Here is a 24,230-nt window from a genome sequence, read left to right as displayed (position 1 = left end):
TCCAGGCCGATCCGTAGCCGGGGTGCGAGCGATCCGTGCTCCCCCGCGACTATCGCGACGCCGAACGCGCCCGGTAACCCGCGCGCAGCGACGGCGGGTCGTCGAGGTCGACACCGCGCCGACGCGCGGGCGCCGCGGCATCCCGTTCATCGGGCACGACGACGAGGGCCCGCGGCTCGGCGGGGGCGTCCGCGGCCTCGACCTCCTGCGTGTCGACGACGTCGACGCCCTTGTCGCTCACCCCGAGGACGTAACGGATGCCGCCGAACTCGGCAACCACGAGCTGCGCCTTGGGCGTGAGCGAGGTGCGCGCGACCAGGGTGATCCGCTCCTCGCGGGGTGCCGCGGGCTGCGCGCCACCGCGCACCCACCCGAGCGCCGACGAGAGGCGGCCGAGGCGGCGCGGGACGAGGGCGGCGAGAGGACCGCGGCCCGCGGCCTGACCCGTCTTCAGACGCCTGCTGAGCCACACCAGCAACCCCAGGACGGCGGCGAGCGAGACGGCCGCGCGCAGCAGCTGCAGTGCCTCGTCCACGCTCACTCCCCGTCGACGGTGTCGATGATGCGCTCCACGCGCACCGCGAAATCACCGTCGGCGACGACGACCGTGCCGTAGCCGATCAAGCGTCCGTTCAGGGTGATGTCGGCGGGCGAGCCGGCGGCCCGGTCGAGTTCGACGACGCGGCCGGGCTCGAGGTTCAGCACATCGCGCACGGCCATGCGGGTGCGACCGATCTCGACGACCAGTTCCATCTCGACGCCGGCGATGCGGCTGAGACGGGTGGGTCCGGCGGTGCGCGAGGCGACGACGGGGTCGTCGATGCGGATGGCCGCGCGCGCGACGATCCGGCCGTCGGCGTCGACGAAATCGAACACCTGCGCGCCGGCGACCGTGAACACCCCCGCGGCCTCGACCTCTTCGCCGTCGCCGAGCGCGCCGGTGCCGAGCACGGCCACCGCCGCCTCGAACACGGGATGCAGCCGGTCCGCGAGCGGGACGCCGACGGAGCCGTCGTCGAGCGCGTCGGGCTCGGCCACCTGCACCGCGATCGTCGCTCCGGGGGTGCCGGTGAAGGCGACCGCGATCGCGCGCCCCGTCGCACCCGGATCCGAGGACGCCGTGGGCAGCACGGGGAAGGCGAAGGGGAGGGTCGCGGCCACCGCGGCGGCCATGGCGTTGGCGTGGAACGTGGTCATCGGCGGGTCTCCTCGGGGATGGCGGTGATCGTGCAGGCCAGGCGCGAGCCCTGCGCCCCGGCGACGGCGCGGGCGACGGGGGTCGTCCCGACGACGAATTCGAGCGGCGTGGTCTCGGGGTGGGCGAAGCGCAACAGGTCGCCCGGGGCGAGATCGAGGACCTCGCCCGCGGCGATGACGCGCGGCGTCACCCGCAGCGTGACGTCCAAGGGGGTGCGCTGCACGTGGTCGGCGGCCCGGCCACGGCGCGGGGCGGCGGCGGCGCCGCGGTCGGTCTCGGCCAGCTGGTCGACGACGACGGCGGTGGGCAGCATGACCGTCGTGGTCGAACGCGACTCGCCCACGCGCAGGTCGAAGCGCGCCACGATCACGGCCTCACCGGGCGAGATGACCTGGAGGTACTGCGGGGTGTAGTGCAGCCCCGAGTAGGTCACCGGCCCCGGCAGCAGCGACCCCAGGCACGTGCTGAGCAGGGCGAAGCCCTCCTGCATGAGCTGGAGGATCAGCGCCGACTCGATCGGGGTGAGCGGGCGCGGCTCGATCGGTGCGGCGGTCCTGCCGCCGAGCATCTGCACGACCCACATCAGCGCGTCGTCCAGGCCGATCTGCATGACGCAGGGCTCCTCGCGATCCGCCGTGGAGCCGGCCACCATCGCGGTGGTCGCCGGCAACGTGTCGGCGTACTCCTGATACGACACCACCTCCACGCCGCGCGGCACCAGGTGCGTGCGCATCCTCACCTTGGCGGTCAGGTGCGAGGCCCACTGTCGAGCGAACGTCTCGAACGCCGCCTCCAGGTGGCGCGCGTGCTCCCGCCCCAGTTGGGCGGGTCGACGGAAGTCGTAGGCCGGGTATCGGCGCAGGGGATCGTCACGGACGACGGCGGTCACGGTGTCCTCCTTGGAATGATCACGAGTCTCAGCCGCCCGAGCTCGCGCTCACCAGACCGGGGATGAGACCCCGCACCTGTTCCTGCTCGGTGGATTCGACGACGATGTCGACGCGGCGGTTCGCCGCCAGGGCATCGGCACTGTCGCCCTCCACCAGCGGCCTCTGGTCCGAGAAGCCGACCGCCTGCACGCGGGAGCCGGCGATGCCCTCGTGCTCGACGAGGAAGCGGGCCACCTTCGTGGCGCGACTGCTGCTGAGCTCCCAGTTGCTGTCGTACGGCGCCGCCGCCGCGCGATGGTCGGCGTGCCCCTCGATGCTGATCGGGTTGCCCGCCGCCGACAACACATCGCCGACGAGGTCGAGCACCGTGTCCGCCTTGTCGGACAGATCCGCGCGGTTGTCGGCGAAGAAGGTCTCGGCCCCGACCAGGCCGATCTTCAGTCCCCGCTCGTCGATGACGAAGTCGACGGTGTCCTGCAACCCCTGGGTCGCGAGCGCGTCGATGAGCTGCTCGCGCAGTCTCTGCATCCCGTCCACTTCTTCCGCCGCGCGCACGGCCACGTCGCGCACCCCGTCCTCGGCGAGCAGTTCCGGGGGGATGACGAGACCCTCGGTGAGGTCTCCCCCGCCCTCGGTCGGGGACTGGCCGAACGCCGCGGCCAGGCCGTTCTTCAACTGCTCGTACTTGGTCTCGTCGACGACCGACACGGCGTAGAGGACGATGAACAGGCACATCAGCACCGTCACCATATCGGCGTACGACACGGCCCACCGCTCGTCGGGCTCGTCGTGCCCGTCGTCCTCGTGCCCTCGGCCCCGCGCGCGCCGCGCGATGCTCACGCCGGATCCTCCGCCGGGGCGGCGGCGGGGGCGGCGCGCTTCCTGCCCGGCTTGTAAGTGGTGAGAGCGAGCAGGCGCTCCTCCAGCAGACGCGGCGGGCTGCCCGCCTGGATCGCGAGGATCCCCTCGCACACCAGCGTCATCCGCTCCTGCTCGAGCGCGGCCATGCGCGACAGGCGACCCGCGATGGGGTTCCACAGGAAGTTGGCCGAAAGTAGGCCCCACAGCGTCGCCACGAAGGCGGCGGCGATCATGTGGCCCAGCTCGTCGGGCTTGTCGAGGTTCTCGAGCACGTGGGTGAGCGAGACGACGGTGCCGACGATGCCGATCGTGGGGGCGTATCCGCCGAGGGCCGCGAAGAACTTCGAGGCGATGCGTCGGCGGCCGGCCACCGCCACGATCTCGTCGTCCATCAGGGTGCGCAGGTCTTCGGCATCCACTCCGTCGGCGAGGGCCTGGACGGCGCGCCGCGTGTATTCGTCGGGGGCGCCGTCGAGCTCGTCCTCGAGGCGCAGCAGTCCCTCGGTGCGCGCCTTCTCGGCGTAGCCGACGAGGAGCGGGATGACCGAGGCCGGCGTCGAGCGGGGCCCGCGCACCATCGCCCCGAGCGACCCGAAGGCCGACAGGGCGTCTTTGACCGTGTGACTGGCGATACCCACGCCGATGGTCGAACCGAGCACCAGGATCATCGGCGCCGGCAGGAAGAGGGCGCTGAGGTGGGCGCCCTCCATCGTGATCATCGCGTAGAGCGCGCCGAAGGCGATCACCACGCCGGCGATGAACGCGAAATCCACCTCAGACCCCGTTCGCTGCGGTCAACGCCGCGGCCTCGGCCAGCACGCGCGCGCGGTACGCAACGATGCGGGCGATGAGTTCGTCGAGGCTCTCCTCGACGTTGTAGACGCGTCCGTCGACCATGTGCAGGGTCGTGTCGGGCGCCTCGTGCACCCGCTCGATCAGATCGGGGTTCACCGCGAACCGCGTGCGGTCGAGGCGGGTGAGCGTGATCATCGGACGGACTCGGCTTTCGATACGGGGGCGGTGGCGACTATCGCGACGCGGGCCCCCGCCGGTAACCCGGGCGGATCGCGTCGTACCGGCGGGGCTCGCGCCCCGAGGTCAGCGCTTGAGGTTGGTGAGCTCCTGCAGCACCTCGTCGCTGGTGGTGATGATGCGGGCGCTCGCCTGGAAGCCGCGCTGGGCGACGATCAGGTTGGTGAACTCCTGCGACAGGTCGACGTTGCTCATCTCGAGCGCCCCCGACAGCAGCGAGCCGAAGCCGGCGCGACTGGCCTCCCCGACCTGGGCGGCGCCGCTGTTCACCGTCGCGCGGAAGGCGGTGCCCCCGGCCTTCTCGAGTCCCTCGGCGTTGGCGAAGGTGACCAGCGCGACCTTGGCGAGGGTCTCGGTGCGGCCGTTGCCGAAGGTGCCGACGACCGTGCCGTCGCTCGTGATCGTGTACGACTTCAGCGTCCCGGCCGCGGCGCCGTTCTGCGCGGTGATCGCCACCGTCGACACTCCCGCGAAGCCCGTGACCGCCGTGAGGTCGACGGTGACGCCGCCGGCGGCGAGAGTGAGGGGCGTCGTCTGCCGACCGTCGGCGAACGCCATCGTGCCGCTCGCCCCGCTCACGGGCTCGGTGACGTCCCAGCCCGCGGCGGTGCGCGAGAAGGTCAGGCTCAGGGTGGTCGCCGCGCCCTGCGCGTCGAACACCTGGATGTCGCGCACGACCCGGTCGCCCACGGCCGCCGTCGAGGGCAGGTTGCCCGTCACGGTCGTGGCGGTGGTGGGACGCGCCGGCGACATCAGTCCGCGCGGGATCGAGATGTCGCCGGTCGCCAAGCCGGGGTTGACCACGCCGTTCTGCGCCGTCCACCCCTGGACGAGCGAGCCGTCGGCCGAGACCATGCGCCCGGCGCCGTCGAACGAGAACCCGCCCGCCCGGGTGTAGAGCGTCTCGCCGGCCGAGCGCACCGCGAAGAAGCCGTCGCCCTGGATCATCAGATCGCCGCTGCGACCCGTGGTCTGCGCGGCACCCTGGGCGAAGGTGGTGCGGATGCCGCCCACCTGCACCCCCAGCCCCACCTGGGCGGGATTGCGGCCGCCGACCTCGCCCGCCGGCATCCCCGCCTCCGCGACCACCTGCGACAGCGAGTCCTCGAACAGCACGGACGAGCCTTTGAAGCCGGCGGTGTTGACGTTGGCGATGTTGTTGCCCGTGGCGTCGAGCATCGTCTGGTGCGAGCGGAGTCCGGAGATGCCGGAGAAGAGCGAGCGGAGCATGAGGGTCTCTTTCGTCGAAAGGGTCAGGCCGAGGCGGTGCGGAGGGAGGTGAGGGCGTCGAGGGCGACGGTGGCGCCGCCGATCGTGAGCTGGGGGACGGGTCCGTCGAAGGATGCCGCGGTCACGACGCCCGTCGCCGGGGCGCCGTTGGCGTCGAGGTAGCCCGCCTGGCGACCGAGCAGCGAGGCGGCGGTCTGGCGCATGTCGAGGGCGAAGGCCTCGGTTCCGGTGCGGCTGAGCGTGGTGAGCTGCTCCATCATCGCCAGCTGAGTGGTCTGCGAGATCATCTGGTTGGTGTCCATGGGGGTGGACGGGTCCTGGTTGGTCAGCTGGGTCACGAGCAGCTTCATGAACGCATCGGCGTCAAGCGCCTTCTTGGGCGCGGCGGGGGCGGTGGCCCCGCTGACGAGCGAGGTCGAGGAGGCCGAGACGGCGTCGACGGACATGGGCGGTCCTTTCAGGCGATGATGTCGAGCCGGCCGCCGGGCGCGGTGGTCGCGCGCGAGGGGGCCGAGGGCGAGAGGGCGGCGGCGGGCTGCGCGGAGGCGCTCGGGGTGCGGCGTTCGCGGGAGTCGGGGGCGGAGTCCTGCGTCCCCGGGTGGTGGGCGGAGGTGTCGGATGCCGTGCCCCCGCCGCCGATCGCCACGTGCGCGGTCGGCGCGATGACGGCCAGGTCGCGGCGCAGCTCGCCGAGCATGGCCCGCAGGGCGTCGCGCGCGAGGTCGGTGGCGGTCAGCAGCTCGATGCGGACGTCGCCGCCCGCGCCGATGTGGGCGCGCAGCGTGATCGGCCCGACCGACTCGGGGGCGACCACGAGCGTCAGGCGGTGCGCGCCCTCGGGCAGCTGCGCCAACCGCAGCAGCGGGGCGACGACCTGCGCGGCGATCGCGCGGGGCGTGGGCTCGGCGGGGGCGGCCGGGGTCGCCACCGGCGTCGGCGGGAGGGGGGTCGACGGGATCGCGCCCGACGGTGGGGTCTCGGCGCGGGCCGGCATGGGGGGCGCGTCCGTCCCGACGGGAGCGTCGGGGAGCGCGCCGAGCGCGAAAGACGCCGCCGCGCGGTCCGGTGCGCGGACGGCGGCCCCGTCCGGCGACGCCGGGGCCCCGGCGGACGCCTCGCCGGCCGCGGCCCTTCCGCTCGACGGCGGCCCCGCCACGACGGGCGACGCGGGGGTCGGCACGGTCGCCGGGGGCGTCGCGAGCGCAGGGGGTGTCGCGGCCGCGGGGGTCGCCGGGGTCGACGCGAGCGCGGTGGTCGTCGCCATCGCCGGGGATGCCGTGGCCGGGGCGGACGGCGGAGTCGATGCGGACTCGACGCCCGCTGCGCCGGGCCCGGCGGGCTCCGCGGGGGCCGGCGTCGCGGCCGGGGACGGGACCGGGCCCAGAGCCGTCGGCGGGGCCGGGAGCAGCAGCTCCGTCGCCACGACCGTCGCCACGTCGGGGCCCGTGCTCGCGGTCGCCGGGTCCGTCCCCGCCGCTGCCGGGCGCGCCTCGCGCGGAACCCCCGCCGAGGTGGTGCCGGTTCCGGTCGGGAGCTCGTCGGACGCGGGGCGATCGGCATCCGCTCTCCGGCGATCCGCGACGCTCGACAGCTCCGACAGCGCGCGCCGCAGACGGTCGCCGAACGCGGGTCCCGCGGGATCCGCCGATACCGGTGCGCGCACACCCTGCCCGGGGGTTCCCGGCTGCGCGCCCGGGGCGCGGACGGCGGTGCTCATACGGCCTCCCCCGCGGCATGCTGCCGCGCGGCGTGGACACGCGCGACATCCCCGCGAAAGGCGCCGCTCATGCGCCGCTCGCGGGCGTCGGGGCGGCGCGGGTGGTCGCGATCTCGTCGAGGGCGTTCTGCTCCGCGCGCAGGCGACCCTCGCCCTCGCGGTCGCGATGCGTGCTCTCGAGACGCTCCAGGCCCTTGAGGTCGCGGCGGGCGCGCACGTGCACGGCCTCGGCCGCGGCGACCTCATCGCGGCGCACCTGCAGAAGCGTCTGCAGGTCGGCCAGGGCGGCCTGCCCCGCCGATCGCGCCGCAGCCAACGCCAGGAGCGTGCCGGGTTCGTCGATCGCGGGGGCGAGGGCGGCCAGGCTCGACGCGGTCTCGTGACGGGCGGCGGCGACCGCGGCCTCGTCGGCACGGGCGCGAGAGAGGTCCTGCGCCGCGACGCGCTCCTGCACGCCGCGCACGCGCAGCAAGCCCGAGAGGGGAAAAGTCATGCGGGCAGTCCTCCGAAGGTGTCGGTCAGGGCGGCGAGCCGTCCCCACGAGTCCGCTGACGTCGTGGGGTCGTCGATCGCCTGGGTGAGGAAGCGCTCGATCGGCTCGCGGTGCGCCAGGGCGGCATCCACCAGGGGGTTCGCCCCGGGGGTGTACGCGCCGATGTCGATGAGGTCGTCGGCGTCACGACGGGCGGCGAGCACGCGGCGCAGGACGACCGCGCGTCGGCGCTGCTCGTCCGAGGTGATCTTGCCCATGACCCGCGAGACCGAACCGAGCACGTCCACCGCGGGGAAGTGCCCGCGCACGGCCAAACGCCGATCGAGCACGACATGGCCGTCCAGGATGCCGCGCGCCGCGTCCGCGATCGGCTCGTTGTGGTCGTCGCCGTCGACGAGCACGGTGTACAGACCCGTGATCGATCCCGTCGGGCCCGTGCCGGCGCGCTCGAGAAGGGAGGCGAGCACCGAGAACGTCGAGGGCGGGTACCCGCGGGTGGCGGGCGGCTCCCCCGCCGACAGACCGATCTCGCGCTGGGCCATCGCCACGCGCGTGAGCGAGTCCATCATCAGCAGCACCTCGCTCCCGCCCGCGCGGAAGTCCTCGGCGATGCGCGTGGCGACGAAGGCGGCGCGCAGGCGCGCCATCGCCGGCTGATCCGACGTCGCGACGACCACCACCGACCGCGCGAGCCCCTCGGGACCCAGGTCGTCCTCGAGGAACTCGCGCACCTCGCGGCCGCGCTCGCCCACCAGCGCGATGACCGTGACGTCGGCGCTCGCCCCGCGCGCGATCATCGACAGCAGAGACGACTTGCCCACGCCCGATCCGGCGAACAAGCCCAAGCGCTGGCCGATGCCGACGGGGGTCATCGTGTCGAGCACGCGCACCCCCAGCCCCAGCTGGCGATCGATGCGGCGACGGCCGAGGACGCTGGGCGCGTCGTGGGCCAGGGCGACCGACCCGGACGAGCGCAGGGCTCCCCCGCCGTCGAGCGGACGACCGGTCCCATCGAGCACCCGTCCGAGCAGCCCCGCACCGGTCGGCACCCGGAACGGCTGGCCCGTGCGGTGCACGCGGGCCCCGGCCCGGATGCCCGCCACCGGCCCCAGGGGCATGCAGCGCGCGCTCGCGCCGTCGACGGCGACGACCTCGGCCTCGATCGGCCGTGCGGTCGCGGTCGCGATGCGCACGCGCTCGCCGATGGCGGCGGGGATGCCGGTCACCTCGAGCCCCAGTCCCGCCACCGCCGTCACCACGCCGGTGCGTTCCGGGCGTGCGGCGTCCAGGGCGCGCCGCCACGCGGGGGTGGGGGCCGTCACGCGGGACCGTCCTCGTCGTCGTCGAGGGCCGCGCGGGCGCGGTCGAGGGCCGCGTCGATGCGGGCGTCGATCCGGCCCTCGCGCAGCTCGACGAGGGCTCCGCCGGGGTCGACCTCGTCCGACGCGGCGATCTCGAAACCCGCGATCCCGCTCGCCGAAGGGGCGTCGACCACGATCCGCGCGTCGCGCGGGTGCAGCAGCACGCGCACGTCCTCGCCCCCCGGGGCCGCGGCCGCGGCGCGGCGCAGCGCGTGGGCGGCCGAGCGGGCGGCATCCGACAGTTCCGCGCCCAGGATCACCTCGGCAAGCTCGATCGCCGCGCGCTCCACGCGCTCGGCGTCGGTGCGCACGAGACCGGCGACCGCCTCGTCCCACCGCGCACGGGCGTGCTGCAACGCGGCGAGCGCCGTGCGCACCGCCTCCCGCTGGCCGGCGGCATCGCGGTCGGCGTCCTCGCGCGCCTGCTGCAGCAGCCGATCGCGTTCGTCGCGGGCCTCGCGGCTGCCGCGGGCGAAACCGTCGGCGTATCCGCGCGCCCGGGCCCGCTCGGCGGCCGCGCGGGGGTCAGCGGCGGCATCGCCGATGCGCGGCGGAACCAGCGGCGCGAAGGCGGAATCGGTCACGGCTATCACCCAGGGACGTGTGGCGAAGCCGATCCGTGGCCTCCTCGACGAGCGATCCGTGCTCGCCTCCGACTATCGCGACGACCGCGGCGGCCGGTAACCGCGCGCGGCGGTCTCAGTCGACGAGTTCGTCCTCGTCCTCTCGCGAGATCGTGATCTCTTCGGCGGCCTCGAGTTCGCGGATGACGCGCACGACCTCGGCCCGCGCCTCGTCCACCTGACGCACGCGCACCGGCCCCAGAGCTGATGCCTCTTCGTCGAGGTTCTCGCGATTGCGTTCGGTCATGTTCCGGCGGATCACCTCGGCGATCTGCGGGTCGGCGCCCTTGAGGGCCAGGGCGAGCACACGCAGGTCGATGCCGCGCAGGACGCGCTGGGCGTCGCGGTCCTCGAGGCGCGCGATGTCGGCGAAGGTCAGCATGCGGCTGCGCACCTCTTCGGCGAGCAGACGGTCGCGGTCCTCGAGACCGGCGAGGAGCGCCTTCTCGAGCACGGTGTCGGAGCGGTTGATGATGTCGACGAGCGGCTGCACCCCGCCCACGGGCTCGTGCGCATCGCGCAGCCCAAACACGCCGGTGCGGGCGCGCAGCGAGTCCGCGACCACGGCAATGGCGTCCTGCGAGGCCGCCCCGAGCGTCGCGATGGCCTGGGCGACGTCGGTGCGCTGCGGGTCCTGCAGGGCCGCCAGCACGGCCGCGGCACGGTCGGCCCGCAGGTTGGCCAGGACGACGGCCACGGTCGTGGGCATCTCCCCGTCCAGGAGGGTCGCCAGGTGCCCCGCGTCGACGCTGTCGAGGAACTTGAACGACACCACGCCCTGCGTCAGAACGCGCCCGACCATCCCGACGGCCTTCTCCCGACCGAATGCGGTCTCGAGAAGACCGGTCGCGGCCTCCTGTCCGCCGCGGCCCACCGTGGTGCCCCCCGACGCGATGCGGCCGAAGTCGGCGAGCGCGGTGGCGATCGCGGCGGTGTCGACGTCGCCGAGCTGCGTGAGCTCCGCGGCCAGCAGTTCGGCGCGGGTCTCGCCGAGGTGGCGCAGCACCTCGGCACCGACCTCGCGGTCGAGGGTGAGCATGACGATCGCGGCCCGCCGCAGCCCCGACAGGGGCGCGACCGGTACCGAGAGCACCTCGGTGGCCGCCTCCGGCGTCACGTCGGGTGCTACGGCATCCTGCACCGTCGGCCGAGGACCGAGCAGGCTCACGCGAGGGCCTCGTCCATCATGCGCGCCAGCGCCTGCGCGGCGGTGGAGGGATCGGCGCGGGCGAGCTGCTCCACGTCACGGCGGTGACGTTCGACGAGCACCTGCGGGGTCTCGGGCTGTTCCTCGACGTCGAGCAGCGTCGGCAGCACCCGGGTGGGCGGCGCCGCGGGCAGGGCGATCGGGTCGGCCAGGCCCTTGAGGGTCTTGAGCTTCTGCTCCTCGGTCTCGGTCAGGGTCGAGAGGTACTCGATGGGTCCCTCTTCGGTGTAGAGAGTGCGCCTCTTCATCCGGCGGCGGATCAGCAGCGCGATCACCAGGATGAGCGCGGCGAGCACGATCGAGGCGCCGATGATGCCGGAGCGCAGGATCTCGGCCTGCGCCTGCCGGGCCTGCTCGGCCTCGGCGGCCTGCAGCGCCGCGGCGGCCGCGTCCGCCCCCGACTGGCTGAACTCCACGAACTCCACCGTCACGGCGTCGCCCCGGGCCGCGTCGACGCCGGCGGCATCCGACACCAGCGCCTGCACCTGCTGCGCGGTGACCCCGGTGACCGCGGCGCGATCCAGAGCGATGCTGATCGTCTGGCGGGTCAGGCGTCCGGCGGGGGTGGTGGTCTTCTCGGTCGACTTGTTCACGGCGTTGCTGCGTGTGGCCTCCGAGGTCTCCACGGTCGCGGCGCCCCCGGCGCCCGGCACCGCGATGTTGTCGGGTCCCAGCACCCCGGCGCCCTGGCCCTCCCCGCCGGTGGACTTCTCGGTCTTGGTCTGCTCCGAGGTGCTCACTCCGCCCTCGGGCGCGGTGTAGGTCTCGTCCATCCGCTCCGAGGTGGAGGTGGCGAGGTCGGCCGAGACGCTGACGGTGGCGTTTCCCGGTCCCACGATCCGCTCGAGCATCGAGGTGACCGAGGCTGCCACCTTCGCCTCGTACTCGTTCGCCTGCGATCCGGCCGAGCCGGTCAGTCCCGTCCCCACCGCCGCGAGCACCTTTCCGGCCTGGTCGGTGACCGCGACGTCCTCGGGCGTCATCCCGGGGATCGCCGCGCTGGTGAGGTGCACGATCGCGGCGACCTGATCTTCGGTCAGGGTGGCACCGCCCTGCGTCTTGACGAACACCGACGCGGTGGGGTGGCGCGCCTCGGCCACGAACACGCTCTCTTCGGGGATGGCCAGCTGGACGGATGCCGCGGTGACCCCCGCCATCGCACCGATCGTGCGGGCGAGCTCGCCCTCGATGGCCCGCTTGTAGGTGACCGACTGCTGGAACTCGCTCGCGGTGACGCCCATCTTGTCGAGCAGGGTGTAGCCGCCGGTGGTGTCGCTGGGCAGGCCCGCGGCGGCCGCCGCGAGCCGCTGCGGGTACACCTCGGCGTCGGGCACGAGGACGGTGGCACCGCCCTCGGTCAGTTCGTACGCCACCCCGGCGGACTTGAGCTGCTCCACGACGGCCGAGGCGTCGGGGGCGCTCAGCCCGGTGAACAGCGGACTCATCTGCGGTTTGGTCAGCCAGCTGCCCAGGGCGATGGCCCCCATCACCAGCAGCGCCGCGCCGATGACGGCGATGGTGCGCTGGGCGACGCTGAAGCCCCCGACGACCCTCTTGGTCCGCTCGAGCAGCGAGGTCACGATCGCGGGCACGCTCAGGCCTGCATCCGCATAATCTCGGTGAACGCGGCGACCCCGCGGTCGCGCACGGCGACCATCAGGTCCAGCGTCACCCCGGCACGCGCCGAGGCGATCGTGGCCTGGTGGATGTCGTCGAGGTCGCCGGTGACGGCGCGCACGGCGAGTTCGTTCGAGGTTGACTGCAGCTGCTGCAGGTTCTCGACGGCGGCGCTGAGCGACCGGGCGAACGGGGCGGCGGTCGCGCTCGCGTCACCGTCGGCGGCGGGCGCGGCCCGCTCGAAGCTGAGCGGGCTGAGGCCGCCGACACTCATCGCCGCGACGGGGTCGAGGGGGGTGCTCATCAGCTGCGTCCGATCTGCAGGGCGGCCTCGTACGTGGTCTTGGCCCGATCGACCACCGCCGCGTTCGCCTGGTAGCCGCGCTGGGCGAGGATGAGCATGCTCATCTGCTCGCCCAGGTCGACGTTGGGGTACTGCACGTAGCCCTTGTCGTCGGCGTAGGGGTGGTCGGGCTCGTAGACCAGTCGGCCCTCGGCCGTGGACTGCTGCACGCCGGTGACGTAGACGCCGGGGCTCTGCTCGCCCGCGGCGACCGTGACGAGCTTCTCGCGGAACATGTCCTGTCCCGCCGGGGTGGCGGTGTTGACGTTGGCGATGTTGTCGCTGAGCGCGTCGAGCCACTTGCGGTGGGCGGTGAGTCCGGTGCCGGCGATGCCGATGGTGTCGAAGGTCATGCCGAGGCCTGCCCGATCGCCTTGGTGATGGATGCCGCTTGGGAACTCAGCGCCTGTGCGGCGAACTGGTAGCGCAGCACCGTGTCGATGTTCGACAGGGTCTCGGTGTCGAGGTTCACGTTGTTGCCGTTGAGCCGTGTGGGTTCCAGCGACCGTTCGATGCGCGCGGAGACCGCGCCGGAGCCGCCGTCGACGGCGCTGCGCAGGCGGTCTTCGAAGTCCACGCGTTGGGCGCGGTAGTCAGGGGTGTTGACGTTGGAGATGTTCTCCGCGATCGCGCGCTGGCGCATCGCGAGCGCGTCGAGCGCGCTGAACAGCGCGGTGGAGGTGACGGATTCGAGCACGGGGGCACTCCGGGGTGAAGAGCGAGCCGATCCGTGGCTGTTCGTCGAGCGATCCGTGCTCTTTCGCGACTATCGCGACAGGTGCGCGTGCGGTAACCGCGGGTCAGGCGTCGAGATCCAGGTAGATCGGCGTCTCGGACGCCGTCGTGGGGATCCGCCGGAGCGCGCGCAGTTCGCGCGCGAGGTTCTCGCGTGCGGCGTGGAGTGCGCTGATGCTGGCGCGTTGACGTTCCCGCACGAGGCGTGCCCGCTCGACCAGCTCGGTGGGCACGGGGCCCGTCGGGGCGTCGAACGCTCCGGGGGGCTCATCGTCCGGCGCGGCGAGCTGACGTTCGAAGTCCTCCAGCACGCGGGTCCAGGCCGCGAGCTCGTCGGTCACGATTGCGCGACGGCGGCGGCTGCGGCGTGCCACGCCTCGCGCAGCGGCGCGATGAGGGCGCGGCATTCGTCGATCGCCGCGGGGTCGTGGGCGACGTTGGCGACGATCAGCCGGCCGGTCAGGTAGGTGTAGAGGGCGCGCAAGTCCGGCGCCCCGTCCCAGCGGTCGTCGAGCGAGCCGTGCAGTTCGGCGATGATGGCCTGCGCGTGGGTGAGCGCGGCGCTCGCGGCCGGATGATCGGATGCCGTGTGCGCGGCGGCTGCGCGTTCGACGTCGACGAGCAGCCGGTCGTACAGCATGGTCACGAGTCGCTCGGGCGGGGCCGAGGCGACCTGCTGCTCGAGGTATTCGCGCCGGGCGCGGTCCAGGACGGTGGACATGGCTGCTCCTTCAGGGGCGATCACTTCGGGGACGATCACTTCGGGGACGACGACGTGGTCAGGGCGGACAGCTGCGAGCCCAGCCACTGCGAGCGGGACTGCAGGCTCGACAACCGCACCTCCATGGCCGCGTAGGTGCGTTCGAGGGTCGCGCGGCGCATCTCGAGGCGCGCGTCCATGCGCTCGACCTGCTTCTCCCAGGTCTTCACCTCGCTCTGCTGCCCGGTGATGCGCTGGGTCACCAGACCGTCGTACTTGTCGGCGTACCGCGTGGTGGTGACCTGCACGCGCGCGGCGACGGTGCTGAACAGGTTCTGCGTCGCCGTGGGGTCCGCGGCCATCGCCGCGGTGAACTTCTCGGCGTCGAACGACAGCGCGCCGAACTTGTCGATGCTGATCCCGACCGTCGAGGCCGAGACGCCGTCGACGGGGCTCTGCACGGCGTCGGCGAGGGCGGTGCGCAGCGAGCGGATGGTGCTGTCGCCGGTGAACACCCCGAGCGTGCTGGTCTTCCCGGGGGCGGCGACGGTGACGCGCGAGCCGTTGTCGATGCGGGTGAGGATCGCGGCGACGTCTTTGACGAAGGCCGCCGCGACGTCGGCCTGCACCGAGGAGTCGGGGGTGACGGTCACGGTGACCGGCTCGGTTGCGACCTTGCGGACGGTGAGGTCGATTCCGCGGCCGATGTCGGTGAAGGTGTTCGAGGCGCTGGTGACGACCTGCTCGGCGGCGGTCCCGGCGAACAGGCGCAGGGCGGCATCCGTCCCGCGGGTGAGGACGGCCGCTCCCATCTCGCTCGACACGTCGACGGAGGTGGATGCCGCCACCTCGGCGCTCGTCCCCCGGTGCAGCGAGAACGTGCCCTGCGCGCCGCTGCGGCTCGCGGTGATCTGCACGCGCGACAGTTCGGTGCCCTGCGCGTCGCGTCCGCCCGGGACGACGGTGGCGGTGACGCCGGCGCGCGAGGCGTTGATCGCCGTGGCGAGATCGGCGGCGCTGGAGCCGCGGGGGGTGATCTCGGTGCGGGAGCCGTCGCCCGCCACCACGGTGAACGGGCCGCCGAACGACGCCGCTCCCCCGGCGGCGGTGACGACGGAGTGCGAGGCGGCGAGGCGGTCGACGACGACGGAGGTCGAGAACGCGCGGGCGCCCTCGCGGGCGGTGACGGTGACGGCGTCGTCGGAGCTGGTGGTGCGCATGCGAGAGAGGGAGGTGGCCGTGGCCGCCGTGCGGGCCTTGTCGGTCAGGGCCTGGAGGGCGGTGTTGAGCGACTGCAGGTTGGAGATGACGGTGTTGCGATCGGTGATGCGCGTGGTCACCTGCGTCTTGGGGATCGCCGCGACCGCGACGAGGGCGTCGATGATGTCCGTGGTCTTCATGCCGGACGCGAGGCCGTCGATCTGCATCGTGGGGCTCTCCTTCGCGGGGGTGACGGGGTGGGACGGGAAGGGCGCCCGGCCGGGAGGAATCCCCCGTCCGGGCGCCCGAGGTCGCGCAACGCGACGACTCAGCGCAGGAGCTGCAGAACGCCCTGGCCGGACTGGTTCGCCTGAGCGAGCATGGCGGTACCGGCCTGCTGCAGGATGTTGGAGGCGGTGTACTTCACCATCTCGGCGGCCATGTCGGTGTCGACGATGCGGCTCTTGGCGGCCGACAGGTTCTCGGCCGAGACCTGCAGCGAGTTGATCGTCGACTCGAAGCGGTTCTGCACGGCACCCAGCTCGGCACGAGCCGACGAGACCGACTTGATGGCGGTGTCGACGGTCGTGATGGTGGTGGCGGCCGCCGCGGGCGAGGCGAAGCCGTCGGTGGTGACGATCGCGGTGCGCAGGTTGGTGGCGAGCTCCTTGATGTTGGCCGGACCCAGGTCGACCGCGATCTGGCTCGAGGCCGATCCGTCGGCACCGATCTGGAAGCTGAGCTTGCCGTCGCCAGCCGTGCCCGCGCTGCCGTCGAGCAGCTTGATGCCGTTGAAGTTGGTGGTGTCCGAGATGCGCTCGAGCTCGTCGACCAGCTGGGTGACCTCGGCGCTGACGGCGGCGCGCGAGTCGGCGTTGTTGCTGTCGTTACCGGCCTGCACGGCGAGGTCGCGCACGCGCTGCAGGATCGAGTGGACCTGCGTCAGTCCACCTTCCGCGGTCTGGATGACCGAGATGCCGTCCTGGGCGTTGCGCGCGGCGACGTTGAGGCCGTTGACCTGCGAGCGCAGGCCTTCCGAGATGGCGAGGCCGGCGGCGTCGTCCGCGGCGCGGTTGATGCGCAGACCGCTCGAGAGCTTCTCGAGCGACTTCGAGACGTCGGCCTGGTTGGCCGACAGGTTGCGGTACGCGTTGAGTGCACCGATGTTGGTGGCGATCTGAAGACCCATGTTGTTCCTCCGTGGATGGGATTGCTGCGGGGCCGTCCGTGGTCCCGTACCCCCACCATCGCGACATCGGGTGGCGGCGTAACCACGGCGACGCCGTCGGCGTTCCGCCGGTTCGACCGGGCCCCTCAGGCGGGGATTGCGACCGCCGTCCGCGTGCCGAACACGGCGTCGAAGAACGCGGCCCGGGTGGCGGTGGACCGGTCGGGCTCGGTGCCGTCGTCCCACGCGTCCAGCGCCTCGCGCAGCAGCGTGAGACCGGTGCGGCGCAGTTTCGAGACGTAGGCGTGGCTGACGCCCAGCTCGTGCGCCAGGTCTTTGACCATGCGCTCCTCGAGGTAGACGCCGCGGATGACGGTGCGCGTCTGCTCGGGCAGGGCGGCGACGATCTGGTCGAGCATGCGTTGCCGCTCGGCCTGCTCGACCGCGTGCTCGGGCAGGATCACCCGGTCGGTGAGCGCGGTCAGGCTCGCGCCCTCCCGCCCCTCGCCCTCGAACGTCGCCTCGAAGCTCGTGCCGGTGCGCACCATCTCGTCCAGCAGCTGCATGCGGGTGACGACCTCGGCATCCAGTCCCGACTCGACCGCGAGTTCGGCGACGGAGGCGGGGCGACCCGTCCGCACGCGCACCAGGTCGGCGGCGACGCGGATGCGCTCGATCTTGTCGCGACCGCGCTCACCGGCGGGGTCGGCGGCGCGCATCTCGTTGAGGATCGCCCAGGTGATCTTGGTGCGCGCGTACGCGCCGAAGGGGATGCCGCGTTCGGGTTCGTATTCCAGCGACGCGGTGGCCAGGCCGAGGTACGCGGCCGACAGCAGGTCGTCGAGGTCGACGTGCAGGGCGGTGCGGGCCTTCTCGACGGCGAGGTATTTCGCCAGCGGCAGGTTCTCGCGGGCGAGTTGCTCGGGCGTGGGTCGAACCGCGGGCGGTGTCGAGGGTGCGAGAACGGCCGACACGATGCTCCCCTGCATTTTCTGCTTGTTTATGAGCAGAAAATAACACATGAAGAGCACACCGGATGTCGAGTCCCCCACCGTCCGATCCGCCGGCGGGCGTCGGGGCGACTCAGGCCCGGCCGACCACCCTCAGCTCGACCTCGGCGACCGCGACCCCGGTCATCGGCAGTGGTGTCAGCGTCGGGTTCCAGATCACCAGGGGAAAGCGCGTCGAGCTCGAGCACTGGTCCTCGAACAGGCCGAACCGCGCGCGCAGTCCGTGGCGCTGCAGCAGCGCGGCGATGCGCTCCATCTCGACCCACCTCCACGCCCGCTCGGGACTGAGATGCACGCCCGCAAGCACGCGGGGCTGTGCGGGGTGGGCGAAGGCCCGGGCGCCCGTCGAGAACCCCGCCAGCACGGCCGCGCCGTCGTCGTCGGCGAGCGCGTCGGCGACGCGGCGCAGATCGGCGTCCAGGCGCAGCAGCGCCGCGCGCGTCCGCACGCGCGCCGCGGCCGCGAGGGTCAGCGCGAGTCGGGGGTGCGACTGCGGACCGCGCACCCGCGACCAGGTGACACCGGGGTGGGCGATGACACCGTGCAGCTGCGCCCAGCGACCGAAGAAGACCTCCGCCGACAGGCCGTCCCGGCTCGCCTCTGCGGCCAGTCGCGTGGCGACGGCGTGCGCGCGCAAGGTGGGGTATGCCGTGGCGAGGCCGTCGAGCTGGGCGTGCACCTCGCGCTCGTCGAGACCGTTGAGCCGGGCGAACCGCTCGATCAGATCGACCGCGCCCATACCGCCCCGCACGCCGGTGCCACTCGAGACCCGCGGCGTCCACTGCGCGCGCTCTGTCACCGCGGGGTCTCCTTTTTCTGCACGTTTACGAGCGAACATAGCAGAGGCGCGAGCGGCTCCCCACGCCCCTTGCACCCGGAGGACGGCCGTACCTCCGGCGCACCCCGCCCGCCCCGGTGCTACTCTCGCGCCATGTCACGCGTCTCCGGCGCGGTCGCGAGGGCGCGGACGTCGGCCCTGGGCGTGACCGCGGGTCTGATCGGCTGGTTCGTCGTGGTCGAGCTCGCCAGCGGCATCCTGCAGGGCTTCTACGTCCCCCTCCTGCCCGACATCGTCGTGCACCTGGGCATCCGCGACGCCGACGTCAACTGGTTCGAGGCCGCGCAACTGCTGCTGTCGGCGCTCGTGCTGCCCGTGCTCGCCAAGCTCGGCGACATGTTCGGGCACAAGCGCATCCTGCTGTTGTCCGCGATGGCCACCGCGGCGGCGAGCTGGGGGCTCGTGTTCGCGGACTCTTTCGCGACCTTCCTCATCGCGTGGGCCCTGCAGGGGTTCTACGTGGTCTGGCTGCCGTTGGAGATCGCGTTGATCTTCGACCGGGGGCGCCGGTCGGGGCGGGGGGTCTCGCGCACGCGTCGCGCGGCGGGACTGCTGGTGGTGGGCCTGCAGGTCGGCGCCATCGCCGGAGCCCTCGCCGCCGGACGGGTGTTCGCGGCCACCGGCGGCGACCTGCGCGTCGCGCTGGCGATCCCGGCGGTGGTCGTGACAGTGGTGTGCGCGGTGATCTGGCTCGGCGTGCCCGAGTCCGAGCGGGCTCCCGAGCGACGCCGCCTCGACGTGGGCGGGTTCGCCATCCTCGCGGGGGCTCTGCTGTGCGTCACGGGCGCGCTGTCCTTCGTCCGCCTCCCCGACGGCCCCGGTCCGGCGGTCGTCACCGGGCTGCTGGTCGCCGGGGCGGTGCTCGGCGTCGTGTTCGTGCGGTTCGAGCTGCGCCGCCCCGACCCGGCGATCGACGTCCGCGTGCTGCGGCGCCCCGAGATGTGGCCCGTTCAGGCGACGGCGTTCCTCGTGGGCATCAGCCTGCTGGGGGCGCAGGGCCCGCTGGCCACCTACGCCGGGACCGATCCGTCCCTCGGCTACGGACTGGGATTGGATGCCACCGACCGCTCCAACGTGATCGGGGTCTACCTGGTGTCGCTCATCGTCGGAGCGGTCCTGTTCGCCGTGACGTCGCGGCGCGCCAGTCCCCGGCTCGTGCTGATCGGGGCGGCCGCCCTGGTCGGGGTGGGATACGCCCTGTTCGTGCCGCTGCACACCACGCTGTGGCAGGTGCTGCTGTGCCTGGGGATCGCGGGCCTCGGCTCGGGCGCGCTGGTGGCGGCGATGCCCGCGGCGGCCGCCGCGGCCGCCCCGCGGGGGCAGACCGGGGTGGCCGCGGCCCTCACCAACACGACCAAGACGGTAGGCGGCACCATGTCGTCGGCGGTCTTCGGCGTGGTCCTCGCCGCGGGCGCGGGAGCCGTCGTCGGCACCGCGGCACCGTTCGCCGGATATCTCACCGTGTGGATCATCTGCAGCGTGGGCGGTTTCCTCGCGGCGATCCTGCTGCTGTGCGTGCCGAAGGTCGCCTTCGCGGATGCCGAGCAGGCCGAGGTCTCCGCGCGCGGCGAGCGCGCATGACGCGCGCCCGCGTTCAGCGGGTCGTGAGCGGCCCCCGGGCGAGCAGGTGCTGCGCGGATTGCGCAACCGGGCGCATCGTCACCAGGTCGAGGTTGACGTGCCCCGGCGCATCGAGCGCGTAGACGATCACGTCGGCGACGTCGTCCGCGACGAGCGGCGCCTCGACGCCCTCGTAGAGCTTGTCGGCGGCGGCGCGATCGCCGCCGAGACGGTTGAGCGAGAACTCCTCGGTGCGCACCATGCCGGGGGCGATCTCGATCACGCGCAGGGGTTCGCCGTTGAGCTCCTGACGCAGTGCGTGCACGAGCATGGATTCACCCGCCTTGGCCGCGTTGTAGCCGCCGCCGCCCGGGTACGCCGTCTGCGCGGCGGTCGAGGTGACGAACAGCAGGTCGGCGTGGCCGACGTCGTCCGCCGCGCGCCGCAGCGCCGGAAGAAGGGATGCCACCAGCCGTTGGCCCGTGAGCACGTTCGCCTCGAACATCCAGCGCCAGTCCTCGGGGTCGCCGTCCTCGATCCGGTCGCTGCCGCGCGCCCCGCCCGCCACGTGCACGAGCGCGTCCACTCCGCCGGTCTCGTCGAGCCAGGCCGCGAGGCCGGCGACGGCGTCGGCGTCGGTCAGATCGGCGGGGTAGGCCATGATGCCGGTCTCGGCGGCGAGGGCGGTCAGGCGGTCAGCCCGGCGGGCCACCCCCGCGACCTCCCACCCGCGGGCTCGCAATGCTCGTGCGGTCGCCTCTCCGATACCCGAACTGGCCCCGGTCACCATCGCGCGTCGCGTCATGGCATCCACGCTACTGCGCCCCCTCCAACGCCCCCGCGCCCCCTCGGCCCGGCTCCTCCCGTGGTATTACGGCGCGTGTCCCCAACGGTTGTCGGCGTCGCAGACCCTCTTTACGCTCGCAGCAGGCCCGGGCGACCGCCCGGCCGGACGAAGCTGAGGAGCAGTCATGTCGGCACCCGAGAACTGGCGTTTCGAGACCAAGCAGATCCACACGGGTGCCCAGCCCGACCCGGTCACCAAGGCGCGCGCGACGCCGATCTACCAGACGACCTCGTACGTGTTCGACAACGCCGACCACGCCGCGAACCTCTTCGCGCTCGCGGAGTTCGGCAACATCTACACCCGTATCCAGAACCCCACGCAGGACGTCGTCGAGCAGCGCGTCGCGGGCCTCGAGGGCGGCACCGGCGCCCTCCTCGTCGCCAGCGGGCAGGCCGCCGAGACCTTCGCGGTCCTCAACATCGCCCAGGCGGGCGACCACATCGTCTCGTCGAGCTCGATCTACGGCGGCACCTACAACCTCTTCAAGTACACGCTCGCCAAGCTCGGCATCGAGACGACGTTCGTCGAGAACCAGGACGATGCCGACGAGTGGCGCGCGGCGGTCCGGCCGAACACCAAGCTGTTCTTCGCCGAGACGATCGGCAACCCCAAGATCAACGTCCTCGACATCCGCTCCGTCGCCGACGTCGCACACGCGGCCGGCGTTCCCCTCATCGTCGACAACACGATCGCGACGCCGTACCTCATCCGCCCGTTCGAGCACGGTGCCGACATCATCGTGCACTCGGCGACGAAGTTCCTCGGCGGACACGGCACCACGATCGGCGGCGTCATCGTCGACGGCGGCCGGTTCCCGTGGTCGGAGCACGCCGACCGCTTCCCCGGTCTCACCACGCCCGACCCCTCTTACCACGGTGCGGTCTACACGCAGGCCGTCGGCGACGCCCTCGCCTACGTCATCAAGGCGCGCGTGCAGCTGCTGCGCGACCTCGGCGCCTCGATCTCCCCGCAGAGCGCGTGGCAGCTCATCCAGGGCATCGAGACCCTGTCGCTGCGCGTCGAGCGTCACGTGCAGAACGCCCAGGACATCGCGGAGTGGCTCGAGTCGCACCCCGACGTCGCGACGGTGAACTACTCGGGCCTGCCCACCTCGCCCTGGTACGCCGCGGCCAACAACTACGCCCCCAAGGGCGTGGGTGCCGTGCTGTCGTTCGAGCTCAAGGGCGGCGTCGAGGCGGGTCGTGAGTTCGTGAACGCGCTCAGCCTGTTCAGCCACCTCGCGAACATCGGCGACGTGCGCTCGCTCGTCATCCACCCCGCCTCCACCACCCACTCGCAGCTCACGCCCGAGCAGCAGCTGACGGCGGGCGTGACCCCGGGCCTCGTGCGCCTGTCGGTGGGCCTCGAGAACATCGACGACCTCAAGGCCGATCTGGACCAGGCCCTGGCCGCAGCGCGTCGCTTCGCCGAGGCCGCCCGCGCCTGACCCGCCTCCCCACCTCGCGCGAGTCGCCAGGATCTGTCGCCTCGACCCTCGGGTCGGCGACGGTTCCTGGCGACTCGCGCGTTGGGGTCAGGGGGGTCAGAGCTTCTGGCGGGGGCGCAGGCTGCCCAGGCCCCCGTCGACGCCGAGTACCTGACCCGTCATCCACGCGTTCTCGGGTGCCAGCAGGAACTCCACCGCCCGGGCGACGTCGTCGGGCTCGCCGAGACGACCGAGCGGATGCATCGCCTCCGAGACCTTGCGCGACACGTCGCTCGAGGTGAGCTTCGCGGTCAGGCGGGTCTGCACCAGACCCGGCGCCACCGCGTTCACCCGCAAGCCGTGCGCGGCGTAACTGGCCGCGGCCGACAGGGTCAGGCCGATCACACCGGCCTTGGCTGCGGCGATCCCGTCGTGGTTCGGCAGCCCCGCCAGGGCCGCCGCCGACGACACCAGCACCACGGCGCCGCCGTCGCGCATGTGCGCTCCCGCGGCCCGCACCGCGGCGAAAGCCGTCGTGAGCGAGGCGTCGATCAACCCGTCGTACTGGGCGCGAGATGTGAGGTGGGCGGGCTTGAGCAGCATGGAGCCCGCGAACACCGCGATGCCGTCCAGGTGGCCCGCCTCGGCGACGACGCGGTCGACCGCGTCGAAGTCCGTGGCATCCAGCACGTGGTCCGGCTCGATGACCGAGGAATCCCTCGCCGTGGTGATGACGCGGTGCCCCGCATCGCGCAGTCGTGTCGCCGTCGCCCCGCCGATGTCGCTCGAGGCCGCGATGAGGAGGAAGTTCGTCATGCCGCGATCCTGACGAGCGCACCCCACCCACGAAGGGGGGTGGACATTTCGCGCACGACGCGCTCGCGCATCGCAGACGTAACAGTCCGCGGCATCCCTCGCCGTCCGGGGAGAATGGATGCCATGGACTGGCAGATCTCCGAAGACACGGTGCCCTCGGCTCCGGTGACGGAGGCCGACGCACGGTCGCTGCTCGGTCGTCCCCCGGCGACGGGGGCGTGGCGGGACGGCGATCCCGTGGGCGAGCGGCGGTTCGCGTCGTTCGGGATGTTCGCCACCGAGAACGGCGAGTCCCTGCCCCACGTCCGGCTCGCGTACGAGTCGTGGGGCGAGCTCTCCCCCGACCGCGACAACGCCGTGCTGATCCTGCACGCCCTGACCGGCGACAGCCACGTGCGCGGCGCCGCCGGCCCGGGGCATCCCACGGCGGGATGGTGGAGCGACCTCGTGGGTCCCGGCGCCGCGATCGACACCGACCGCTACTTCGTCGTCGCCCCCAACATGCTGGGCGGATGCCAGGGCTCGACCGGTCCCGCGAGCATCGCGCCCGACGGGTACGAGTGGGCCTCGCGTTTCCCGTACCTCACCATCCGCGACCAGGTGGCCGCCCAGGCGCTCCTGGCCGACGAGCTCGGCATCCCGCGGTGGTACGCGGTGGTGGGCGGGTCCATGGGCGGAATGCACGCGCTCGAGTGGGCGGTGGGTCATCCCGACCGCGTCGCCCGCGCGGCGATCCTGTCGGCCCCGCCGGTCACCACGGCCGACCAGATCGCCCAGAACTCCGTGCAGGTGGACACCGTGCGCGTCGACCCGCGTTTCGCGGGCGGCGAGTACTACGACGCCGGCGACGGCGACGGGCCCCACCGCGGACTCGCCCTCGCCCGGCGCATGGCGTTGTTGAACTATCGCAGCCCCACCGAGCTGAATCAGCGCTTCCAGCGGTCGTGGCAGTCGGGCGTCAGCCCCCTCGGGCGCGGGGGCCGCTTCGCCGTGGAGTCCTACCTCGACTTCCACGGCAACAAGTTCACGCGACGCTTCGACGCGAACAGCTACCTCACCCTCGTCGAGGCCATGAACTCGCACGATATCGGACGCGATCGCGACGGCGTCGAAGACGCCTTGGCGCGGGTCACCGCCACGACCCTGGTGCTCGGCATCGACAGCGACCGGCTCTTCCCCATCGACGGTCAGCACCGCATCGCCCGCGGCATCCCCCGGACGCTCGACGGCGATTCGGCGGTCGTGCTCTCGAGCGACTTCGGTCACGACGGATTCCTCATCGAGACGGCGGCCGTCGCGACGCACCTGCGCCGCCTGTTCGCCGACTGAGCCCGCGTTCGCCCGGTCGGACGCGACGG

Annotated in this window: 28 protein-coding genes; 3 read left to right on the top strand and 25 right to left on the bottom strand. The window is 72.8% G+C overall.

Going from position 1 to position 24,230, the window contains the following annotated elements; all coding sequences use genetic code 11:
* Positions 1 to 49: 49 nt before the first annotated feature.
* The 23 genes from ACIPVB_RS06625 to ACIPVB_RS06515 all read right to left on the bottom strand — a co-directional run bounded on the left by ACIPVB_RS06625 (position 50) and on the right by ACIPVB_RS06515 (position 18,184).
* Complete coding sequence (locus ACIPVB_RS06625) at positions 50 to 535, bottom strand: flagellar biosynthetic protein FliO (protein ID WP_400367723.1); 486 nt, start codon at positions 533 to 535, stop codon at positions 50 to 52.
* A 2-nt stretch (positions 536 to 537) separates the two neighbouring features.
* Positions 538 to 1,197, bottom strand: a complete 660-nt coding sequence (locus tag ACIPVB_RS06620) for a FliM/FliN family flagellar motor switch protein (protein ID WP_400367722.1) — start codon at positions 1,195 to 1,197, stop codon at positions 538 to 540.
* The gene (locus ACIPVB_RS06615; RefSeq protein WP_400367721.1) at positions 1,194 to 2,087 is read right to left on the bottom strand and encodes a flagellar motor switch protein FliM; all 894 of its coding nucleotides are present in this window, start codon (positions 2,085 to 2,087) and stop codon (positions 1,194 to 1,196) included. The genes ACIPVB_RS06620 and ACIPVB_RS06615 overlap by 4 nt, the downstream gene beginning before the upstream one ends.
* Before the next feature lie 28 nt (positions 2,088 to 2,115).
* Positions 2,116 to 2,928, bottom strand: a complete 813-nt coding sequence (locus tag ACIPVB_RS06610; protein ID WP_400367720.1) for a flagellar motor protein MotB — start codon at positions 2,926 to 2,928, stop codon at positions 2,116 to 2,118.
* The gene (locus ACIPVB_RS06605) at positions 2,925 to 3,722 is read right to left on the bottom strand and encodes a motility protein A (RefSeq protein ID WP_400367719.1); all 798 of its coding nucleotides are present in this window, start codon (positions 3,720 to 3,722) and stop codon (positions 2,925 to 2,927) included. Before ACIPVB_RS06605 ends, ACIPVB_RS06610 begins: the two co-directional genes overlap by 4 nt.
* 1 nt (position 3,723) lies before the next feature.
* On the bottom strand, positions 3,724 to 3,939 hold the full coding sequence (locus ACIPVB_RS06600) for a flagellar FlbD family protein (protein WP_400367718.1): 216 nt from the start codon (positions 3,937 to 3,939) through the stop codon (positions 3,724 to 3,726).
* Positions 3,940 to 4,047: 108 nt separating this feature from the next.
* Entirely contained in the window at positions 4,048 to 5,211 is a 1,164-nt protein-coding gene (locus ACIPVB_RS06595; protein ID WP_400367717.1) for a flagellar hook protein FlgE, read from the bottom strand.
* A gap of 23 nt (positions 5,212 to 5,234) precedes the next feature.
* On the bottom strand, positions 5,235 to 5,657 hold the full coding sequence (locus tag ACIPVB_RS06590) for a flagellar hook capping FlgD N-terminal domain-containing protein (RefSeq protein WP_400367716.1): 423 nt from the start codon (positions 5,655 to 5,657) through the stop codon (positions 5,235 to 5,237).
* 11 nt (positions 5,658 to 5,668) lie between these two features.
* A complete protein-coding gene (locus ACIPVB_RS06585; RefSeq protein WP_400367715.1) occupies positions 5,669 to 6,928 on the bottom strand; it encodes a hypothetical protein in 1,260 nt (419 codons plus the stop codon).
* A gap of 67 nt (positions 6,929 to 6,995) precedes the next feature.
* Positions 6,996 to 7,421 carry a hypothetical protein gene (locus ACIPVB_RS06580; RefSeq protein WP_400367714.1) on the bottom strand — a complete coding sequence of 142 codons (426 nt, stop codon included), beginning with the start codon at positions 7,419 to 7,421 and terminating at the stop codon, positions 6,996 to 6,998.
* The gene (locus ACIPVB_RS06575) at positions 7,418 to 8,743 is read right to left on the bottom strand and encodes a FliI/YscN family ATPase (protein ID WP_400367713.1); all 1,326 of its coding nucleotides are present in this window, start codon (positions 8,741 to 8,743) and stop codon (positions 7,418 to 7,420) included. Before ACIPVB_RS06575 ends, ACIPVB_RS06580 begins: the two co-directional genes overlap by 4 nt.
* Positions 8,740 to 9,366: a FliH/SctL family protein gene (locus tag ACIPVB_RS06570; RefSeq protein ID WP_400367712.1), complete on the bottom strand. Its 627-nt coding sequence runs from the start codon at positions 9,364 to 9,366 to the stop codon at positions 8,740 to 8,742. The genes ACIPVB_RS06575 and ACIPVB_RS06570 overlap by 4 nt, the downstream gene beginning before the upstream one ends.
* A gap of 115 nt (positions 9,367 to 9,481) precedes the next feature.
* Positions 9,482 to 10,573 carry a flagellar motor switch protein FliG gene (locus tag ACIPVB_RS06565; protein ID WP_400367711.1) on the bottom strand — a complete coding sequence of 364 codons (1,092 nt, stop codon included), beginning with the start codon at positions 10,571 to 10,573 and terminating at the stop codon, positions 9,482 to 9,484.
* Positions 10,570 to 12,192, bottom strand: coding sequence for a flagellar basal-body MS-ring/collar protein FliF (fliF, locus tag ACIPVB_RS06560; RefSeq protein ID WP_400367710.1), 1,623 nt, complete (start codon positions 12,190 to 12,192; stop codon positions 10,570 to 10,572). The genes ACIPVB_RS06565 and fliF overlap by 4 nt, the downstream gene beginning before the upstream one ends.
* Before the next feature lie 14 nt (positions 12,193 to 12,206).
* Positions 12,207 to 12,533, bottom strand: coding sequence for a flagellar hook-basal body complex protein FliE (fliE, locus tag ACIPVB_RS06555; protein ID WP_400367709.1), 327 nt, complete (start codon positions 12,531 to 12,533; stop codon positions 12,207 to 12,209).
* On the bottom strand, positions 12,533 to 12,925 hold the full coding sequence (gene flgC, locus ACIPVB_RS06550; RefSeq protein WP_400367708.1) for a flagellar basal body rod protein FlgC: 393 nt from the start codon (positions 12,923 to 12,925) through the stop codon (positions 12,533 to 12,535). The genes fliE and flgC overlap by 1 nt, the downstream gene beginning before the upstream one ends.
* The gene (locus ACIPVB_RS06545; protein ID WP_400367707.1) at positions 12,922 to 13,269 is read right to left on the bottom strand and encodes a flagellar basal body rod protein FlgB; all 348 of its coding nucleotides are present in this window, start codon (positions 13,267 to 13,269) and stop codon (positions 12,922 to 12,924) included. Before ACIPVB_RS06545 ends, flgC begins: the two co-directional genes overlap by 4 nt.
* 103 nt (positions 13,270 to 13,372) lie before the next feature.
* Complete coding sequence (locus tag ACIPVB_RS06540) at positions 13,373 to 13,648, bottom strand: hypothetical protein (RefSeq protein WP_400367706.1); 276 nt, start codon at positions 13,646 to 13,648, stop codon at positions 13,373 to 13,375.
* On the bottom strand, positions 13,645 to 14,028 hold the full coding sequence (fliS, locus tag ACIPVB_RS06535) for a flagellar export chaperone FliS (RefSeq protein ID WP_400367705.1): 384 nt from the start codon (positions 14,026 to 14,028) through the stop codon (positions 13,645 to 13,647). The genes ACIPVB_RS06540 and fliS overlap by 4 nt, the downstream gene beginning before the upstream one ends.
* A 35-nt stretch (positions 14,029 to 14,063) precedes the next feature.
* The gene (fliD, locus tag ACIPVB_RS06530; RefSeq protein ID WP_400367704.1) at positions 14,064 to 15,434 is read right to left on the bottom strand and encodes a flagellar filament capping protein FliD; all 1,371 of its coding nucleotides are present in this window, start codon (positions 15,432 to 15,434) and stop codon (positions 14,064 to 14,066) included.
* Positions 15,435 to 15,535: 101 nt separating this feature from the next.
* Positions 15,536 to 16,396 carry a flagellin gene (locus tag ACIPVB_RS06525; RefSeq protein ID WP_400367703.1) on the bottom strand — a complete coding sequence of 287 codons (861 nt, stop codon included), beginning with the start codon at positions 16,394 to 16,396 and terminating at the stop codon, positions 15,536 to 15,538.
* 125 nt (positions 16,397 to 16,521) lie between these two features.
* The gene (locus ACIPVB_RS06520) at positions 16,522 to 17,364 is read right to left on the bottom strand and encodes a sigma-70 family RNA polymerase sigma factor (protein ID WP_400367702.1); all 843 of its coding nucleotides are present in this window, start codon (positions 17,362 to 17,364) and stop codon (positions 16,522 to 16,524) included.
* 94 nt (positions 17,365 to 17,458) lie between these two features.
* On the bottom strand, positions 17,459 to 18,184 hold the full coding sequence (locus ACIPVB_RS06515; RefSeq protein WP_400367701.1) for a hypothetical protein: 726 nt from the start codon (positions 18,182 to 18,184) through the stop codon (positions 17,459 to 17,461).
* 132 nt (positions 18,185 to 18,316) lie between these two features.
* Between ACIPVB_RS06515 and ACIPVB_RS06510 the strand changes: the two genes are divergently transcribed.
* Positions 18,317 to 19,804 carry an MFS transporter gene (locus ACIPVB_RS06510; protein ID WP_400367700.1) on the top strand — a complete coding sequence of 496 codons (1,488 nt, stop codon included), beginning with the start codon at positions 18,317 to 18,319 and terminating at the stop codon, positions 19,802 to 19,804.
* Between the two features lie 13 nt (positions 19,805 to 19,817).
* Here the strand turns inward: ACIPVB_RS06510 and ACIPVB_RS06505 are convergent, their stop codons facing one another.
* Positions 19,818 to 20,588, bottom strand: a complete 771-nt coding sequence (locus tag ACIPVB_RS06505) for an SDR family oxidoreductase (protein ID WP_400367699.1) — start codon at positions 20,586 to 20,588, stop codon at positions 19,818 to 19,820.
* 166 nt (positions 20,589 to 20,754) lie between these two features.
* On the opposite strand from ACIPVB_RS06505, the gene ACIPVB_RS06500 reads away from it, so the two are divergent.
* Positions 20,755 to 22,077 (top strand): bifunctional o-acetylhomoserine/o-acetylserine sulfhydrylase, encoded by a 1,323-nt coding sequence (locus tag ACIPVB_RS06500; RefSeq protein WP_400367698.1) that lies wholly within the window; start codon positions 20,755 to 20,757, stop codon positions 22,075 to 22,077.
* Positions 22,078 to 22,173: 96 nt separating this feature from the next.
* Here the strand turns inward: ACIPVB_RS06500 and ACIPVB_RS06495 are convergent, their stop codons facing one another.
* Entirely contained in the window at positions 22,174 to 22,872 is a 699-nt protein-coding gene (locus tag ACIPVB_RS06495; protein WP_400367697.1) for an SDR family NAD(P)-dependent oxidoreductase, read from the bottom strand.
* A 123-nt stretch (positions 22,873 to 22,995) separates the two neighbouring features.
* On the opposite strand from ACIPVB_RS06495, the gene ACIPVB_RS06490 reads away from it, so the two are divergent.
* On the top strand, positions 22,996 to 24,201 hold the full coding sequence (locus ACIPVB_RS06490; protein ID WP_400367696.1) for a homoserine O-acetyltransferase: 1,206 nt from the start codon (positions 22,996 to 22,998) through the stop codon (positions 24,199 to 24,201).
* Positions 24,202 to 24,230: the final 29 nt, after the last annotated feature.

The sequence above is a fragment of the Microbacterium sp. NPDC090007 genome, from assembly GCF_044748345.1.
In the GTDB taxonomy this organism is placed as follows: domain Bacteria; phylum Actinomycetota; class Actinomycetes; order Actinomycetales; family Microbacteriaceae; genus Microbacterium.
The sequence above is the reverse complement of the archived record's forward strand: the minus strand, read 5'-3'. Positions and strand labels throughout refer to the sequence as shown.

What these genes read in the sequence shown, in the direction of transcription:
- fliD (WP_400367704.1), bottom strand. Translation starts at nt 15,434, where the DNA reads ATGCAGATCGACGGCCTCGCGTCCGGCATGAAGACCACGGACATCATC.
- ACIPVB_RS06520 (WP_400367702.1), bottom strand. Translation starts at nt 17,364, where the DNA reads ATGCAGGGGAGCATCGTGTCGGCCGTTCTCGCACCCTCGACACCGCCC.
- ACIPVB_RS06580 (WP_400367714.1), bottom strand. Translation starts at nt 7,421, where the DNA reads ATGACTTTTCCCCTCTCGGGCTTGCTGCGCGTGCGCGGCGTGCAGGAG.
- ACIPVB_RS06505 (WP_400367699.1), bottom strand. Translation starts at nt 20,588, where the DNA reads ATGACGCGACGCGCGATGGTGACCGGGGCCAGTTCGGGTATCGGAGAG.
- fliE (WP_400367709.1), bottom strand. Translation starts at nt 12,533, where the DNA reads ATGAGCACCCCCCTCGACCCCGTCGCGGCGATGAGTGTCGGCGGCCTC.
- fliS (WP_400367705.1), bottom strand. Translation starts at nt 14,028, where the DNA reads ATGTCCACCGTCCTGGACCGCGCCCGGCGCGAATACCTCGAGCAGCAG.
- ACIPVB_RS06525 (WP_400367703.1), bottom strand. Translation starts at nt 16,396, where the DNA reads ATGGGTCTTCAGATCGCCACCAACATCGGTGCACTCAACGCGTACCGC.
- ACIPVB_RS06495 (WP_400367697.1), bottom strand. Translation starts at nt 22,872, where the DNA reads ATGACGAACTTCCTCCTCATCGCGGCCTCGAGCGACATCGGCGGGGCG.
- flgC (WP_400367708.1), bottom strand. Translation starts at nt 12,925, where the DNA reads ATGACCTTCGACACCATCGGCATCGCCGGCACCGGACTCACCGCCCAC.
- ACIPVB_RS06585 (WP_400367715.1), bottom strand. Translation starts at nt 6,928, where the DNA reads ATGAGCACCGCCGTCCGCGCCCCGGGCGCGCAGCCGGGAACCCCCGGG.
- ACIPVB_RS06490 (WP_400367696.1), top strand. Translation starts at nt 22,996, where the DNA reads ATGGACTGGCAGATCTCCGAAGACACGGTGCCCTCGGCTCCGGTGACG.
- ACIPVB_RS06510 (WP_400367700.1), top strand. Translation starts at nt 18,317, where the DNA reads ATGTCACGCGTCTCCGGCGCGGTCGCGAGGGCGCGGACGTCGGCCCTG.
- ACIPVB_RS06500 (WP_400367698.1), top strand. Translation starts at nt 20,755, where the DNA reads ATGTCGGCACCCGAGAACTGGCGTTTCGAGACCAAGCAGATCCACACG.
- ACIPVB_RS06600 (WP_400367718.1), bottom strand. Translation starts at nt 3,939, where the DNA reads ATGATCACGCTCACCCGCCTCGACCGCACGCGGTTCGCGGTGAACCCC.
- ACIPVB_RS06590 (WP_400367716.1), bottom strand. Translation starts at nt 5,657, where the DNA reads ATGTCCGTCGACGCCGTCTCGGCCTCCTCGACCTCGCTCGTCAGCGGG.
- ACIPVB_RS06595 (WP_400367717.1), bottom strand. Translation starts at nt 5,211, where the DNA reads ATGCTCCGCTCGCTCTTCTCCGGCATCTCCGGACTCCGCTCGCACCAG.
- ACIPVB_RS06620 (WP_400367722.1), bottom strand. Translation starts at nt 1,197, where the DNA reads ATGACCACGTTCCACGCCAACGCCATGGCCGCCGCGGTGGCCGCGACC.